Annotated in this window: 13 protein-coding genes; 9 read left to right on the top strand and 4 right to left on the bottom strand. The window is 43.9% G+C overall.

Going from position 1 to position 16,537, the window contains the following annotated elements:
- Nucleotides 1-160 precede the first annotated feature (160 nt).
- Together ABUE36_RS12940 and ABUE36_RS12935 are read right to left on the bottom strand one after the other, a co-directional pair.
- The gene (locus ABUE36_RS12940) at nucleotides 161-1,624 is read right to left on the bottom strand and encodes an Ig-like domain-containing protein (RefSeq protein WP_161001918.1); all 1,464 of its coding nucleotides are present in this window, start codon (nucleotides 1,622-1,624) and stop codon (nucleotides 161-163) included.
- A gap of 160 nt (nucleotides 1,625-1,784) precedes the next feature.
- A complete protein-coding gene (locus ABUE36_RS12935; protein WP_161001919.1) occupies nucleotides 1,785-3,362 on the bottom strand; it encodes a helix-turn-helix domain-containing protein in 1,578 nt (525 codons plus the stop codon).
- A 190-nt stretch (nucleotides 3,363-3,552) separates the two neighbouring features.
- Between ABUE36_RS12935 and ABUE36_RS12930 the strand changes: the two genes are divergently transcribed.
- From ABUE36_RS12930 to ABUE36_RS12900, 7 genes are all read left to right on the top strand, one after another.
- Nucleotides 3,553-3,768, top strand: a complete 216-nt coding sequence (locus ABUE36_RS12930) for a hypothetical protein (RefSeq protein ID WP_017260885.1) — start codon at nucleotides 3,553-3,555, stop codon at nucleotides 3,766-3,768.
- A gap of 297 nt (nucleotides 3,769-4,065) precedes the next feature.
- On the top strand, nucleotides 4,066-5,166 hold the full coding sequence (locus ABUE36_RS12925; RefSeq protein WP_161001920.1) for an NAD(P)-dependent alcohol dehydrogenase: 1,101 nt from the start codon (nucleotides 4,066-4,068) through the stop codon (nucleotides 5,164-5,166).
- Nucleotides 5,167-5,224: 58 nt separating this feature from the next.
- Nucleotides 5,225-6,070, top strand: coding sequence for an SDR family oxidoreductase (locus tag ABUE36_RS12920; protein WP_421016871.1), 846 nt, complete (start codon nucleotides 5,225-5,227; stop codon nucleotides 6,068-6,070).
- 657 nt (nucleotides 6,071-6,727) lie between these two features.
- On the top strand, nucleotides 6,728-7,849 hold the full coding sequence (locus ABUE36_RS12915; RefSeq protein WP_421016870.1) for an NAD(P)-dependent alcohol dehydrogenase: 1,122 nt from the start codon (nucleotides 6,728-6,730) through the stop codon (nucleotides 7,847-7,849).
- An 88-nt stretch (nucleotides 7,850-7,937) separates the two neighbouring features.
- Nucleotides 7,938-9,410, top strand: coding sequence for an aldehyde dehydrogenase (gene aldA, locus ABUE36_RS12910; protein ID WP_162855656.1), 1,473 nt, complete (start codon nucleotides 7,938-7,940; stop codon nucleotides 9,408-9,410).
- 293 nt (nucleotides 9,411-9,703) lie between these two features.
- Complete coding sequence (locus tag ABUE36_RS12905) at nucleotides 9,704-9,931, top strand: cytochrome b5 domain-containing protein (RefSeq protein ID WP_161001923.1); 228 nt, start codon at nucleotides 9,704-9,706, stop codon at nucleotides 9,929-9,931.
- A gap of 334 nt (nucleotides 9,932-10,265) precedes the next feature.
- Nucleotides 10,266-11,048, top strand: a complete 783-nt coding sequence (locus ABUE36_RS12900; RefSeq protein WP_161001924.1) for a matrixin family metalloprotease — start codon at nucleotides 10,266-10,268, stop codon at nucleotides 11,046-11,048.
- Between the two features lie 80 nt (nucleotides 11,049-11,128).
- On the opposite strand, the gene zwf is transcribed toward ABUE36_RS12900, so the two are convergent.
- Nucleotides 11,129-12,610 (bottom strand): glucose-6-phosphate dehydrogenase, encoded by a 1,482-nt coding sequence (gene zwf, locus ABUE36_RS12895; protein ID WP_161001925.1) that lies wholly within the window; start codon nucleotides 12,608-12,610, stop codon nucleotides 11,129-11,131.
- 326 nt (nucleotides 12,611-12,936) lie between these two features.
- Here zwf and ABUE36_RS12890 point away from each other — a divergent pair, with 326 nt between their 5' ends.
- The gene (locus tag ABUE36_RS12890; protein ID WP_096109805.1) at nucleotides 12,937-13,866 is read left to right on the top strand and encodes an IS30-like element ISLpl1 family transposase; all 930 of its coding nucleotides are present in this window, start codon (nucleotides 12,937-12,939) and stop codon (nucleotides 13,864-13,866) included.
- 406 nt (nucleotides 13,867-14,272) lie between these two features.
- Here the strand turns inward: ABUE36_RS12890 and glpK are convergent, their stop codons facing one another.
- A complete protein-coding gene (glpK, locus tag ABUE36_RS12885) occupies nucleotides 14,273-15,778 on the bottom strand; it encodes a glycerol kinase GlpK (RefSeq protein ID WP_161001926.1) in 1,506 nt (501 codons plus the stop codon).
- Nucleotides 15,779-15,972: 194 nt separating this feature from the next.
- On the opposite strand from glpK, the gene ABUE36_RS12880 reads away from it, so the two are divergent.
- Nucleotides 15,973-16,527: an RrF2 family transcriptional regulator gene (locus ABUE36_RS12880; RefSeq protein WP_161001927.1), complete on the top strand. Its 555-nt coding sequence runs from the start codon at nucleotides 15,973-15,975 to the stop codon at nucleotides 16,525-16,527.
- The last annotated feature ends 10 nt before the right edge of the window (nucleotides 16,528-16,537 follow it).

The following is a 16,537-nucleotide window of genomic DNA, read 5'->3' as shown; positions in this document are numbered from 1 at the left end:
GTTTGCGGCAATTTTTCATCCGCATGAACTTTTGCAATTGAAGAAAAATTGCTTACCGAAACAACCTGCTACCATTTTGCTGAAATAAAAGTTGAGCAAAATGACTCAGACTTTTAATTTCTATGCTAATTGTGACTGTTAACGACTCTTTTTCATCAATTTAGTTTTGACTTAGCCTGTAAATAACGAGGCCAGCAAGCGAGATAATACCGACAATAATCAGCGAAATGCTAATTTGCTGACCGGTGTGTGGCAAAGCCTCTGCCAGAGAATCCTTCTGTTTTGCAGATTCTTTGGTTGAAACGAATTGTCCAGTAGATGGCGCATTTGAGGACGAATTTGATGGGCCTGCAACTATTGTTTGGTCACGATTGTCGGATGTCGAAGAGTGGTTGCTGGATGTTAGGTGACTAGCGCTTGAATCGTTAGAGACAACCACAGAGTTATCCGTTGAACTTTCGTTAGTGTGATTAGTATCTACGTGATGACTGTCTGAATGATCATTGTTTTCAACAGAACTGCTGTCACTATTTTCTGATGAACTGTTATTTGAGCTTTCAGAGGCACTATTGGATTCGCTAGTCGAACTTTCATTGGAATCGTTGTTGTCCGAGCTACTGTTTGATTCTTCGCCAGAGTTATTATTCTCAGAACCACTACCTGTTCCTGAACCAGCAGTTTGTTTCACGCTGGCAGTGGCCTTTTCAGTATTAGACCCACTGCCGTTTGTTCCCCAGCTCATTGTGGCCGTATTTTTGAACACGGAACTGCCATCAGAGGCAACGGTTGGGTCCTTAAACGTTGTTAGATAATCAATGACAACCATCTGTGAATCGAGTTTAGCAAACGTTGTTTCAAAACTGTCGCCAGTCACTGACACTGTGTAATCTGCTCCAGCAGTCAGGGTTTCATCACGCTTATAGCTTGCTTGTGTGGTGGAGTCTGTCCAATGTCCATTAGACACAGTGATGCTGCCAGGGACTAATTGTTGACCAGCATCAGTGATGATATCTGAAACTTTTACATTTTCCATCAGCAGTTCATTACGGTTAACCAGAATAGTCCATTTGATTGCGGGGTTGCCGGTGCTGTCAGTCGTGAAACTCCCCTTTTTGGACAAGTTATTTGTGGATGGACTGACAATCACTGGGCTTGTTAACGTCCCATTGTTAGTTTCAAACGGCACGTTTTGTTCACCTAATCCGATTGCTGCCGCATTGAGTTTGGTCGAAAAGGTAATGGTGCCATGGAGGTTACTCAGGGTTGCTGCAGTTTCGTTAAACGTAACCACCATTGTGCCATCAGTCTTTACGTCGACAGTTCCTAACGCCGTGCCATCGTCAGCAAGCAGCGGAAAAGTTGATTCCTTTGAGACACGAAGGGCGTCTGGCAATTGAATTTTCATTTGGTCGTTAGCAACGATGTGAACGTCGTTTGGCACTGCCCAGTCGTAGCGCACGTTGACGTTACTAGCATAGCTAAAATTAGGTCCATTTGTAATTGTTCCGCTAGTGATGAATTCGTTGCCGTATGTTGCGGCTTGTGCGACTTGAGTGTTAAAAAGGAAGCCAATCATCACGGTGAGCACCACAAGTAGCCAGTTTATTAATCGAGAACGTTTCATAATTCTATCTTCCTCCCAAATTACTCTTGGAAATAGCGTACGAGAGAAATGAGAGGATAATATCTCAAACTTCACGGCCAGTTCGATTTTTACGAGAAATCCAATTGGTGAAAAATTGATATACCTAGAAAAATGATAAATTTATGATATTCGGCGCCGATTAAAGGACGCTCTTTGGCGTTCGATGGCATGGTGGGGTCGTTGCCGATAGTTCGTGGGGATGCTCAGTTAAGCCTCGATTATTTGGGGTAGCTTGGAGTAATTCAGTTATTTTAGTCAAATCATCTTCAGATCCTAGATCCGTCAAAATATACGTTTGGGTAGCTTGAATAACAGGTTGATCGGGACAATGATCGGATAAATAAAGATCGTATTGTTTATTTGGGTCAAAGACCTCAACTGTCGTTCGCAGTGTTTGATTAAAGTAGTTTTGGCAAATTTGAATAAAGGGTTCGAGCCACATCTCACCAATTTCCGGATCGACGGCAATTCTGTAGGTTGGGGCAAATCGCTGTCTCAACGTTAAACGTAGTAGTACCATAAGCTGTTGGACATATCCTGGATCGACAGAAATCTTAAATTTGTTTGCTAAGGATGAAACGATGACGCGAGTAAGCTCGTGGGCCTGACGGATGATCAATTCATTATGAAGGCGTTGGTAGTAACGTGTTGTTGTATCTGGCCGCATAACGTTGATATGACCAGTACAGACGGTGAGGTTGACCAATGTGCGATAGAGAGTAGCGACACTGTATCGCGTAATGGTTGGCGTGTCTAAATTGAGCATTGGCTGAACATGTTTTTGGTGAATAGTTTGCGCCGTGCTTGCCAAGGAATCGGTGGGATTGACCATGTCCACAGCGGGTTGCCAAAAGGCGTCGTCAATGGGAAAAACTTCATGAGCAATACAAAAGATCAATAAACTTTGCTCAAGTTCGGTCTTCTCGATTCGCTGCATAAACGTCGGCATCGAATCCTGTAATTGCCGCCACAGCTGTTGAAAATGGGGCGCATCCACCATGGTCTTATAGACTTGGCGGGCGAGGGGCGATAAGGTCATTGTCGTGTTCGCATGTCGGTTGCGCAGCCGAATAATCAGCAGCCATGTATACAGTTTGCGAGGCCCGTCAGCTGCTAGATATTTATTAGACCCATCGATTAATAAACGATGCATTGTCTCCGCTAAGGGACTGTTGCGCTGCAAATAACGACGGTAAACGTACTGGTCTTTTGGGCAAACATTCCATAGCAGTTCATACATTAAATGTTGAATAGCGAGATCTGGGCCAGTGAGCTGCAGTTGGTTGATCTTGACGTGAAATGGCGCTAAAAGATCATTGAGTTCGGCAATCTTACGGTAAAGAGTAGCCACGCTGAAGTTAAGTTTCGTGGCCAATTGAATGCTGGTTAGATTGGGATTAAGGACGATGTTTTCGATAATACTAATTTTGGGTGTTTGGCGATAGTACGAGAAAATGAGCGTTTTTAAACTCATTTGACCGTTGATGTGTAAATGAACTTTTTCATTGTTCCATTTAAAGGAAATATCATATTGGATTAGTGAAGGTCTCAGCACCATTTGGATGGCTTGCAGGTCGTCCATTAATAAATTGCGGCTTGAAAAAGGTAAGGCGTTCGCAATTTTCGAAATTTTGGCCTCGCCATTATTACGGTATAGATATTGCAAAATCCTAATCTGTCGCCGTTCAAACGGCTCTAAAAGATCTTCTTTGTTCATTATTCCACCTCAGTGTCGTAAATAACTGTTGCCATTAATTAATTTACCCACTAAACTAAACGTGTGGTTCTCAAATTTTTCGATAATTTTTGAATTATTGCAAGGCAGTTTTAATCTTCAATTTGTATCTTTAGAATAACGGAAATGATTTTATTAAGACATTTTTGTGCTTAGGAGGCAAATAGCAGTCGTGGAGAAATTAAAGGCTTCATTAACAAACAAGAAACAGTATCATGATGACCAACTTGGCGATTATAAAATGACCGCTTTGGAGTTGGGCAGTGGCTTTTTTCAGTTCGATATTGATAGTTTGATTTATCAAGGAAGAATTGTTGAATCGCGTCGGAATGATGGCACGTTTCTAACCACGCTTGGCGATCAAGAACGTGTTATTGAAATCGAGTAGTTAAGATTGTTAGTAATTGAATAAATGATTGTTGATGGCATCAGTTACTTTTGTTACTGGTGTTTTTTTGCGCGATAGGAACAACGAATTGTTGGTGAAATGATCAATTTGCGAACCTGTTGAGTGTTAGTAAGGTGACTTGCCGAACTAAAATGTTTGCACGAGCAAATAAATAGTCAAAATGAAAACGGATTCTAGCGAAGATTGCCCCAAAATTGTTACGATACTCATGTGAGATAACTTACAAAGCATTTGATGGTCAATTTGTGTACACAGCAAAGATAAGGAGTACAAATCATGCAAATTACAGCAGCTGTTGCGCCAGCTAAAGGTGAATCTTTAGTTGTTGAACCCGTTGAATTAGATGACACATTACGCGGTGATCAATTGTTAGTTAAGGTCGTTGCCGTCGGCGTTTGTGGCGCAGATATCATGCGGGCCAAAACCGGTATGGGACGTAGTGAATTTCCGATTATTTTGGGGCATGAAGGTGCCGGCATTGTCGAGCAGGTCGGTGAAGATGTTCGTGAATTTGAAGTTGGTGATCATGTGGCAATTTCATATGCTAGCTGTGGTCATTGTCGCCAGTGCTTAGCTGGTCGCCCATATGCGTGTGAACGCTCAGATGAATTGAATTTTGGCGGTGTTGATTACTACGGTGGCAGCCGTTTTACTTTAAATGGTCAGCCAGTAACGTCGTTCTTCCAGCAATCGTCGTTTGGTACCTATGCGAAGGTTCAGGAACGAAACGCTGTCAAAGTAACCAAGGACGTTGATGTCAGTCTGCTCGGGCCACTGGGATGTGGTTTACAAACGGGGGCTGGTACCATTATGCACATTCTTAAACCCGAAGTTGGCAGTTCAATGGCAGTGTTCGGTACTGGAACGGTCGGCGATGCAGCCATTATGGCGGCCAAGGCGATGCACGTTGCCAAAATCATCGCTGTTGATATCTTTGATACACGGTTGGCAGAAGCCAAGGCACTTGGGGCAACGGATATTATTAACAGCAAGACAGTTGATGATGTGCCCGCAATGATTCAAGAAATGACTGACGGTGGTGTGGATTATGCGGTTGTTTCGGCTCCTGCTAATGGATTACCAGAGCAAGCCATCCGCAGTACGGGGATTCTCGGTCATACCGCAATCATTGGCGGCGCAGCACATGCGGACTTGAGCATGATGAATGACATTCTGGTGCCGGCTCGCCAAGTCACGGGTGTGTTACAAGGATTCTCACTGCCTAAGTCGTTTATTCCTCAACTGATTCAGTTGTATCAACAGGGTGATTTTCCGTTTGATAAACTGGTTAAGTTTTACGACCTAAAAGATGTTAACCAAGCTTTTGAAGACTCATTAAACGGAACCACAGTGAAGGCCATTTTGCGGATGCCTTAATCAGCGGAAATGACATCAATAAAGCGGAAATCAAAAATTTAATCGGGAGGTAAGCATAATGATTTTAGTAACCTCAGCAGCTGGTCACACTGGTCGCGTGATTGTGAGCAAACTAGTAGCCGCTGGATTCGACGTAAAAGCAACGGACATTAATCCAGCCGTGAAAGATTTGCCAGGTATTCGTGAAGGGGTCATTGCAGATTTAACCCGTGCAGATGAAATCGATAAACTGATTGCAGATGTTGACAGTGTCGTCGAAATTCCACCCTTGTTTGTCGCAGAAGAAGCGGATATTGGCAAGTATTTGACGGACCAGTTGGCTGCTGCCCACAAACAATTTATCTTTATTTCGGTTACGCATCCAATTCTATCTACGTTGCGTCAGCATTTGATGAAACGTGATGTGGAAGAGCACATGATTTATACCGGGATGGTTAAGGATTATCAATACACGATTTTACAACCGATGCACTATATGCATAATTTCAATCCAAACGTGGTTCATGAAACGGGTGCCTACAATATCTTTTATGATATCAATACCAAACTTTCCTATGTGGCACCGGAGGACGTTGGTGATGTGGTCGTAGAGGTTGCCCAAAATCCTGAAAAGCATAATAAAGCCACGTATGAATTGGTAGGTACGGATTACGCTTCACCGGTAGATCTAGTAGCATTGTATAACCGGTTAACAGGCGAGCATGCCGTTGCCAAGCGTGTCGATATGACAGAGTTTCTTAATCAGGCAGGTATTCAAAATGTTTATTCACGAGATGCCTTTCGCCACCTAGCAGATACGTATAGTAAGTGGGGACTCGACGGTAACTCGAATGTCCTACGCTTGTTACTTGGACGCAAACCGACAAGTTATGAAGATTATATGAAGCAGCAGATTAAATTTTAAATGTTGAAACAGAGCGCGCCGACATAACAAGGTTTGTTTTCTCAGGTAACGTAAAATGGATGTTTACGGGTGATTTCCCGCGAACATCCATTTTATGTTAGATGAGCAAAAGTCAGTGTTATGTCTCGTGTTTACGGTAATTTTTCATCCGCATAGCCTTTTGCGGTTGAAGAAAAATTGCTTGTTGCAGTTTCACTTAAATTTAAATCGAGGTGTTATGCCCTGCTTCTTTTTGATTTGCAAAAAAGAGTTTGTACGGTCAGCTTACAATTTCAGAATTCATTTTTTTATTTGGTCGTTCAATAGTTAAAAACTTGTCACAGTTATGCGCAGTAAGACAGACGTAAATCGGTTTTAAACATGAATCTTAATCAGATTTTGAGGAATAATATGTTTTGCTCAATGGTTCTCAAAGATACTGAAGATAAACGATTTTATTTCACTGAATTATTCATACGGGGGTTGAAACCGATTACATTTCGAAATATCATAAAGTCGTGGAACGTTCCAAAGTAGCTATAATTACATATCGACAATGTGCATAAAAAGATAAACAAGCACATAAAGATGTTATTACAGTTGCTCTTAATTGAAGTTGTTCTTGGCGAGCTCATTTGCTCAAAAATTCACCAAATAATCATTTGGAGGAAAAACATCATGAAAATTAAAGCAGCAGTTGTTGAAAAAAAGGGTGGTCCGTTTGTTATCAAGGATGATGTTGAGTTATCCGAAATGCAGGCCGATGATTTACAAATTCACATGGTTGCCAGTGGCATTTGCCATTCAGACGAAGCCTTAAGAAAAGGTGATGCTGAAATCGGCTACCCAATTGTTTTGGGGCACGAGGGTTCAGGAATAGTTGAAAAGGTAGGCCCAGAGGTTAAAAACTTCAAGGTCGGTGATCACGTTGTTTTGTCATTCTACGGCTGTGGTAACTGTGAAAATTGTTTGAAGGGGATGCCGACCCGCTGCCTCAATTACGCAGCTAATAATTTGTCCGGTGTTCGTCCGGATGGCAGTGATCACTTTACTGAGGATGGTCATCGTGTCAGTGACATGTTTGATCAGTCATCATTTACGACAACCACTGTTGTTCGCGAACGTAACGCGGTTAAGGTTCCTAAGAACTTGGATTTGCGCCGTCTTGGACCTTTAGGTTGTGGTTATGTAACTGGTAGTGGGACTGTTTTGAATACATTGAAACCAAAGCCTGGCGACACTATCGCTGTGTTTGGGACCGGGGCCGTTGGTTTAGCTGCGATGATGGCTGGCAAGATTTCTGGTTGTACCACTGTCATTGCCGTTGATGTTGTCGATTCACGTTTGCAATTAGCCAAGGAACTTGGCGCAACTGACACAATCAACAGCAAGAACGAAGATGCCGTTGCTAAAATCAAGGAGCTAACGGATGGCAAGGGTGTCGACTATGCAGTTGATACCACTGGTGTGACGAAAGTTATGGAAGATTCCATTCAGGCACTCGCCCAGGGTGGAACAACGGCAACCATTGCTGTTACAGCTAACCACATTGACCTAGATACATGGAACGACCTTTGCACAAACGATCGCTCCATCATTGGGGTCAACATGGGCGATTCCATTCCACAAGTCGACATTCCTCGTTTGATCAAGTTCTACCAGATGGGCATGTTTGACTTCGACAAGACAGAAAAGTTCTATCCATTTGAGCAAATTAACGAGGCCAATGCTGATTCCGGTAGCGGTAAGACCATCAAGCCAATTTTGGTAATTGATGATCAGTATAAGCCAGAAGAGTGATGCCGAAGCTCGGTAAGGGCCGAACAAAATTCAAAAGACGTTTTTAGGTTTCCTTGCCACAAGCGACAAGGCAGAAAGGAAGCACATTATGTCTGAAGCAATTGCGTTAAAGCATTATCAAATGTATATCAATGGTCAGTTTGTTGATTCGAAATCAGGTAACACACTAACTGTCATTAACCCCTCCGATGAACAACCAATCTCAACTGTTCCAAGCGCAACGGTTGAAGAAACGCGTGAAGCAATCGATGATGCGTTTGAAGCACAAAAGTCATGGAAAGAGGTCCCAGCCGCAACCCGCGGTGCATATCTGCACAAGATTGCTGAAGAAATTCGGAACCAAGAAGACGATCTAGTTTCCATTTTGATGGAAGAACAAGGGAAGATTAAGTCCTTAGCTCAAACGGAAATCATGTTCTCAGCTGACTATTTTGACTACATGGCTGCCGCAGCACGGATGTATGAAGGCGAAGTTCTTCAATCTGATAACCCTAACGAAAATATCATGATTGCCAAACAACCAATCGGTGTTGCTGCTGGGATTTTACCGTGGAACTTCCCATTCTTCCTGATTGCGCGGAAGATGGGACCAGCTTTGGTAACTGGGAACACCATTGTGATCAAGCCAAGTTCCGATACACCAAACAACGCTCTGGCGTTTGCTAAGATTTGTGACAAGGTTGGCCTACCAAAGGGTGTTGTGAACTTTGTTACTGGTCCTGGTGCAGTTGTTGGCAGTGAATTATCCAAGAACAAGAAGATCGGCATTATCAGTTTGACTGGGTCCGTTGACTCTGGCCGTCGAGTCATGAGCGATGCTGCTGACCACTTAGCTAAGGTCTCACTTGAATTAGGTGGGAAGGCGCCTGCCATTGTTTGCAAGGATGCGGACATTGACTTGGCTGTCCAAGCAATCATCGATTCACGTGTCGACAACAATGGGCAAGTTTGCAACAACGCTGAGCGGGTTTACGTACAAGAGGATGTTGCAGACGAATTTGTTAAGAAGCTGACCGACAAGATGAGCAAGATTACTGTCGGTGACCCGAATAAGGATGAGACCATCGGCATGGGGCCACTGATCAACAAGGCTGCTTTGGATAACGTTGACGGCATGGTTCAACGAGCGGTCAAGGCTGGCGGCAAAGTCACTACTGGTGGTCACCCAGCTGACATTGATAAAGGGTTCTACTACTTGCCAACGGTTATCACAAACGTTAAGCAGGATTCTGAGATTATCCAGCACGAAATCTTTGGACCAGTGCTTCCAATCGTCACCTTTAAGACGTTGGATGAAGCCATTGAGATGTCAAATGACAACGACTTGGGCTTAACTTCATCCATCTTTACTGAAAACTTGGATAACGCCGCTAAGGCTGCCAACGAATTGCAAGACGGTGAAACATACATCAACCGTTACAACTTCGAGGCTATTCAAGGCTTCCATGCCGGCTGGAAGGAGTCCGGTGTTGGTGGTGCTGATGGTAAACACGGTTTGGATGAATTCTTGAACACCCACGTTGTTTATTTGCAGAGGCACCCGGAAAAGGGGAGAGCGTAAACAAGCCCGGTTAAAAGCCGAGCAATAACATAAAATAAGCGTTGTAAAGGTGAACTTTCCTTTACGACGCTTATTTTGGGTTATGCACAGACTTTTGGGGTTGTGAGCGCGTTTGCGACAATGTAACAGGAAAAATTTGGTTTCGTAAAGTCCCTCCCCTCCATGTGCAGGCACATTTTTTCAGCAAATCACCTTGTTTGTGACAGCACTTAATCTACAAGCCCTAATCAAAATTTACCGTGTTTGTTAATTGAGGTGCTATACTCAATGCAAACATAAGGAGGCGCTTACAAATGCAAAATTTCACTGTGGATGAACTAAAGCAATTTGATGGCAAAGATGGTCATAAGGCCTATGTGGCCGTGGATGGCACTGTTTATGATCTGACGAGTGTTGATGCTTGGCAGGGTGGCCAACACCACGGTCTGACGGCCGGCAGAGACCTCACGGAAATGATTAAAAAATCTCCGCATGGTAAAAAAACATTAACTGATAAACCAGTCGTTGGGCAATTGATTTAATAAAAACATCAAATACTACAATGAGGTTGTGACATAAGTTTATTGGGACGAATAATATGAGCAATATCGCGCTCCAAAGTCCTGAGAATTCCGCTTAACTCAAAACTGACCCATTCCCAAAGTTCGGGAATAGGTCAGTTTTACGTTAATGCTCGTTCTCAAACCAGACTTGTGTCACAGCTCCGTTCCAAATCATGCGTCTTCATTGTTTAAACATCTGTTAATCAATAGCAATAACGTTGAAAGGCTGTGTAGTTAGCCTTTATACTTTGTGGGTAGTTCAAGGAATTTGTCTCGTTTGGAAAGTGAGTTTAGCTCACGCGAGGTTATGATTATGCGTAAGAATTATTTGGGCCGACTTGTAGGACTCGTTGTCGTGATTATTGGCGGCACACTGTTTTTACAAAATCACCCACTACTGGAAAAGCAACTTTCTGCCCAGGTTAGTCCGGCCAACATTCAACGGTCATTTCAAAAGGTTCACGAACAAGTAAATACTTTTTTTACGGACGTTACATTAAACGCCAATGCTGGCCCCCAGAATTCAACGGCCTCACAGGCGACATCGTCTAGCAGCAGGCCGTCACCACACGTTGCGGCGTCTAAAGACAATTCGACTGCCACTGATGCAACGCCAGTTGAATCGATTGTCAGCAATGTTCATTTGCAATCCACGTATTACTACGAGTACGCAGCTTCTGATTCGCCGGCCGTGCGTTTGGCGTTTGATACTGCCGTGCAAACGTATAATGCGACCGGGATCGTCACCCTTAAACCCGGTCACGCGGGGAGTGGACAAAACCAGTTGACGTTTAGCACCTATCATGAAGTTTCAAAAGCAGCCAGCGATGGTGCGGTCGAGGTAGGTCATGGCGGTCCAGAAATTTATCAAACGAATTTTAGTGGTGCTAACGCAACGAATCATGGAAGTGCCAAGCTGAATACAGCCTATTTGAGTTCATACAATGATGCTGTGGCCATTCACGAGGTGGGCCACGCATTGGGGCTTGATCATAGTAGTGATCCGAATTCTGTCATGTACCCAGTGACGCAGGGCCGGGTGCAGTTAACCAGTGGGGATATTGCTGGCTTGAAGGCGATTTATTCACAAAACTAAATTTCAAATTAAATAAGTCTGAAACTGACAAAAAGGTCACATCGCCATTTTTCTGCGATGTGACCTTTTAATGTTTTAAATTAACGGTTTAAGCGATATACCCAAGCCCGGTGATCACGTTGCAACAGTTCATCTGATGCAGCTGGTCCCATAGAACCGGAGATGTAGTTAGGGAAGTCTGGTGTTTCTGAATCCCATAACTTCTGGATAACATCAACGAACTTCCATGCGTATGAAACTTCATCCCATGAGGCAAAGTTAGTTTGGTCACCCTTCAAGGTGTCATGCAACAAACGTTCGTATGGTTCTGGGGTTTCTTCCTTTTGAGCAACATCTTGCTGGAAGTCCAAGTGGATTGGTTCCGTTTCGAAACCTTGACCAGCAGTCTTAGCGTTCAATTGGAGAGAGAAGCCTGAGTTTGGTTCAACATAGATGGTTAAAACGTTTGGTGCTAATGAGTTATCACGGTTTTGTGGGAAAGCGAAGATGTCGATCAAAGGCTTCTTGAAGACAACGTCGATCCGTGTAAACTTGTCAGCTAAACGCTTACCAGTCCGGACGTAGAAAGGTACACCTGACCAACGATAGTTGTCGAATAATAATTTACCGGCAACAAATGTATCGTTGTGTGAATCCTTTGGTACGTTTGGTTCATCACGGTAAGCAGGTTCAGTATCGTTAGCACCGTATTGGCCGCGGATAAAGTTCTTAGCAGCTTCGGCTGGGCTGTAAACCCGGAGTGAACGCAATGCCTTGATCTTTTCAACACGAACATCGGCGTCAGTGAATGAAACAGGTTGTTCCATTGCTAACTGAGAAACGATTTGCATGATATGGTTTTGAACCATGTCACGTAATGCACCAGCAGTATCGTAGTAACCGGCACGGTCTTCAACACCAAGTTTTTCACTTAAGGTAACTTGAACGTTGTCGATGTAACGGTTGTTCCACAAGGATTCAACGAAGGTGTTACCGAAACGCAAAGCTTGAATGTTTTGAACCATTTCCTTACCAAGGTAGTGGTCGATTCGGTAGATTTGCTTTTCGTCAAACGCACCTGATAATTGATCGTTTAAAGTTTTAGCAGTCGTAAAGTCGGTACCAAATGGTTTTTCAATAACCAAACGGTTGGAACCGTCATCAGAGAGTAAACCTTCAGACTTCAAGTTGAGGGCAACTTCACCAAAGAAACGTGGTGCCATGGACAGATAGAAGATCCGGTTACCGTTGATGCTGTATTGTTTGTCCAGCTTTTCAACGAGGTCCTTCATCACAGCGTAGTGCGCCTTATCCGTAACATCGTGTGCAATGTAGTAAAAATGAGACACGAAGATTTCTGCCGCGTGCATATCTGCATCCGGTTGGTCATCCTTAATGGATTGTGTTACGACTTCACGGAATTTGTCGTCGGTCCAGCTATCACGAGCAGTTCCGAGAACGGCAAAGTGTTCGCCTAAGTTTCCGCGAACGTAAAGTTTGAAGAGGGATGGGTACAGTTTACGTTTGGCAAGGTCACCAGTACCACCAAAGAAAGTAAACAATGAGCTGTATTCTGTTGCCACGGTTTTCACTCCTTAAATGCCTGTAAATGTAGGGTTGTATTGACAGAAAACGTAACCGCTTTCCGTCGTTGACTGGTTCATTATATAACAATATCTAGCGCGATGCACCACCGTGAGCAACCGGTTTCATTAGGTTCAGGCCGTGAATTAGTTATGAAAACTTATCATATCAACGATTAGCATTGGTCTGGTCCACCAAAATGAATTTCAAAAAAATTTACATTTATAGTAGATTGTAAAATTAATCCGAACGCTGTTCGGACAAAAAAGATCAGCTTCCTTTAAAATGGTGTTTACAACAAACCCATCTTTTAGGAGCTGATCTTTTGTCTAGTATAACCTATTCCGAACGAATTAAAATCGAAACCTTTTGTGAACTAGGGCTGTCCAATATCCAAATGGGCGTTCGGCTGAACCGATCACCGTCAACAATTTCTTATGAATTATCTCGATGTCAACCTTATCAGGCTGAATTAGCACAAACAGATGCCGAATACAAGCGATCACGATGTGGTCGGAAAACTAAGCTGAGCGATGAGTTAAAGCAAACAATTCTCAACCATTTACATCTAAGCTGGTCACCAGGAATGATTGCTCACGAATTTAAACTAGCGACTAAATCTATTTATAATTGGCTAAATCAGGGGAGAATTGGTTTCTCCTTGAATGATCTACCTGAACATGGCGTACGCCAACGGCGTAACGTTGACCAACGATCCAAATATAATCAATCTTTGGGGCGATCGATTGAACAGCGTCCCATGATGATTAATCAACGTAATCGCATCGGTGATTTTGAACTAGATACCGTCGTTGGCCCTCGTGGGCATAGTAAGGCAGTTTTATTAACTTTAATCGATCGCAAATCACGGTTCCTTTGGGCATATCGGTTAAAGGACCGAACGACAGCGAGTGTTAATGAAGCACTGACTAAGTTCCTAACAACTTTTAATGGACCGGTGCACAGTTTTACTGTGGACCGTGGTACTGAGTTTAGTGGGCTAGTATCATTTGAATCACAATATGGTATTAAGACCTATTACTGTCATGCTTATACGCCAGCTGAACGTGGTAGTAATGAACGCTTTAATCGGAATTTACGTTATTTTTATCCTAAGGGGACTCGTTTTGAGCACATTAGTGCTCAAGATTTAACGACGACGTTACTCCAAATTAACCAGAGACCGCTTAAAATACTTGACTGGAAAACACCGTATCAGGTTATGCTGACCAATTTGTCCAAAAATTCGGATTAAATTTGCAATCTACCTTATGGAAAACATTGGTGAAAAAAGTTTTCTACAAGGTCTGGTGATTGATTCGATATTATCTTTGGGTGAGAGGCTGACGCCTACGGTTGGCAACATTGACACGCTCGCCGTGGGACCGGTTCAAGCCGGAAGTTCACCGTCTTTCACCTCGTCGTAAAGCCGAAGTTCACGTCTTCACGACCGTCCGTAACCTAAATTCGAGCAAACCACTCGAATTAACGTTACCTTCACGTCTCGGTGTCAATGTTGCCGCCCTTCGGCTCATATAGCAACGCAATCGACTAGCTATCAGTCAACAGTCCTGTGTTCTTCTGCAAAATGCCACTAAAAAACTGCTGAATCCATTATTAAGGTGGACCAACAGTTTAGAAAATTAAAATTCATCGTTTGATTATAGTTTGAATAATTCTGTTGCTTTGACCGCTGTTTGCCAGCCTTGATATAAACGTTGACGGTGGTCCTCAGGCATATTGGGGGAGAATGTCTTGCCCTGTTGGTAGATAGCCTGAAGGGCGTCGACATTATCCCAAAAGCCAACGGCGAGACCTGCTAGAAAGGCCGCACCGAGTGCTGTTGTTTCCTCATCAGCGGAACGATCAATTTCCATATTGAGAATGTCAGCCTGAAATTGCATAAGATAAGTGTTTCGTGATGAGGCGCCATCGGCCTTCAAACGGGGGATGGCAAGCTGCGTATCTTTTCGCATAGTTTCGATAACATCACGTGTTTGGTAGGCAATCGATTGCAAAGTGGCCTTAACAAAATCGTTTTGAGTTGTCCCACGGGTGATTCCATAAACAGCGCCACGAGCAGCATCGTCCCAATAAGGAGCACCTAAGCCAGAGAAAGCGGGGACTACGTAGACTTCGTCGTGATCGGTTGAGGCTAACGCGGCTCGTTTGGCGGCTGGTTCGTCCGGAATCATTTTCATTTCATCTTGTAGCCAGCCAATCGCTGAACCGGCCACGAAGATAGAGCCTTCAAGGGCGTATTGCACACTGCCATTTAGACCATAGGCGATGGTTGTGAGCAGCCCGTTGTTTGAAATCAACGGCTCATCACCCGTATTCATCACGATGAAGGCACCAGCACCATACGTATTTTTGATGACACCCTTATCGAAGCCCATCTGGCCAAACAAAGCGGCCTGTTGGTCACCAGCGAGAGCAGCAATGGGGACTTCGGCACCGAAGAATTGATAATTTTGGGTGTGACCGTAGACTTCAGAGGATGATTTAACCTCAGGCAACATTGCGCGGGGAATATTCATCAGCTTGAGAATTTCATCATCCCAATCCAATGTGTGAATGTTAAACAGCATCGTTCGACTAGCATTGGAGTAATCAGTGACATGCAGCGCACTGCCCGACAATTTCCATGCCAGCCACGAATCAACTGTGCCAAAACAGAGCTCACCTTTTTCAGCGCGTTCTTGCGCACCTTCGACGTGATCAAGCAGCCAGCAAATTTTGGCGGCTGAGAAGTAAGAATTAATAAAGAGTCCTGTTTTTTGGTGGATCATCTCGCCGTAACCATCTTTGATGAGTTGCCGGGTGACGTCGTCCGTTTGCTTAGACTGCCAACCAACAGCCGGTGCAATTGGCTCACCAGTTGTTCGATCCCAAATGATGGTCGTTTCACGTTGTGTGACGATACCGACACCGTCAATTTGGTCCGGATGGATACCAGCGTTAATCAAAACAGACGAAATGACTGATTGAACGGAATTCCACAGTAAGTTCGGATCATGTTCCACCCATCCGGGATGGCGATTGATTTGTGGTAATGGTTGGGAAGCCGCGGTAACCCGTCGGCCATTTTTGTTGATGATAATTGCCCGCGATGCAGAGGTGCCTTGATCCACGGCCAAAATGTAATGTTCAGTGACGAATGCCATAGTTTGCCTCGTTTTTATTTTGCCTTTGTAACCGGTTACTAATGCTGTCAGTATAGCGAATCAATGGGCAATGAACAAACTCCAAATTAAAATTTAATCTTGTATTTATTTTTAAACGGGATATTATATATCCTGTTAATAAAAAGGATACCGAATGTCGTGTTTATAAACGCACATTTCTGGAGGATATCGCAATGAAAGTTAAACCAAGTTTGGAACAAGCCATCTGTGTGTTGATGCTTTTGGCGATTCAAAAACGTGAAATACCATTACACAGTACTTTGATTTCACAACGGCTGGGACTATCAGATTCATATACCAAAAAAGTTATTCAACATCTGTCCCGAGCCGGCTTAGTTCGATCTGTTTCTGGGAAAGACGGTGGCTTCGTGATCAATCGCGAGCCGGATCAAATTACGATGCTGGACGTTTTTAACACTATTGAAGGAACTGACCCGTTCGGTGTTTCATCCGGACTTGCCGACCACGTTTTCGGCATGTCCAAGGATCCGTCATTTGATGCTTGTTATCACATGGGACGCCTGGATGAAGGCCATAATCCTGGGGATGTCAAGGAAGAGGCGTTGGCCATCTTTGCGGAGGCCGAGAAAAGTTATCGTGACAAGTTAGCTGCGTCCACGCTCAATGAGTTGTGCCCGCATCGTGACGGCAAACTGATTACGATCGACTGGTCGCCATGGTTGCAAGCGAAGAGTGATGCCGCAGCCCAGGGAGAAGTTGATCAATAACGTGGAAGAT

The sequence above is a fragment of the Furfurilactobacillus cerevisiae genome, from assembly GCF_048961765.1.
Classification (GTDB): domain Bacteria; phylum Bacillota; class Bacilli; order Lactobacillales; family Lactobacillaceae; genus Furfurilactobacillus; species Furfurilactobacillus milii_A.
The sequence above is the reverse complement of the archived record's forward strand: the minus strand, read 5'-3'. Positions and strand labels throughout refer to the sequence as shown.

Coding starts and splice junctions, on each gene's coding strand:
- ABUE36_RS12900 (WP_161001924.1), top strand. CDS start 10,266: ATGCGTAAGAATTATTTGGGCCGACTTGTAGGACTCGTTGTCGTGATT.
- aldA (WP_162855656.1), top strand. CDS start 7,938: ATGTCTGAAGCAATTGCGTTAAAGCATTATCAAATGTATATCAATGGT.
- glpK (WP_161001926.1), bottom strand. CDS start 15,778: ATGGCATTCGTCACTGAACATTACATTTTGGCCGTGGATCAAGGCACC.
- ABUE36_RS12935 (WP_161001919.1), bottom strand. CDS start 3,362: ATGAACAAAGAAGATCTTTTAGAGCCGTTTGAACGGCGACAGATTAGG.
- ABUE36_RS12915 (WP_421016870.1), top strand. CDS start 6,728: ATGAAAATTAAAGCAGCAGTTGTTGAAAAAAAGGGTGGTCCGTTTGTT.
- ABUE36_RS12920 (WP_421016871.1), top strand. CDS start 5,225: ATGATTTTAGTAACCTCAGCAGCTGGTCACACTGGTCGCGTGATTGTG.
- ABUE36_RS12880 (WP_161001927.1), top strand. CDS start 15,973: ATGAAAGTTAAACCAAGTTTGGAACAAGCCATCTGTGTGTTGATGCTT.
- ABUE36_RS12925 (WP_161001920.1), top strand. CDS start 4,066: ATGCAAATTACAGCAGCTGTTGCGCCAGCTAAAGGTGAATCTTTAGTT.
- ABUE36_RS12905 (WP_161001923.1), top strand. CDS start 9,704: ATGCAAAATTTCACTGTGGATGAACTAAAGCAATTTGATGGCAAAGAT.
- ABUE36_RS12940 (WP_161001918.1), bottom strand. CDS start 1,624: ATGAAACGTTCTCGATTAATAAACTGGCTACTTGTGGTGCTCACCGTG.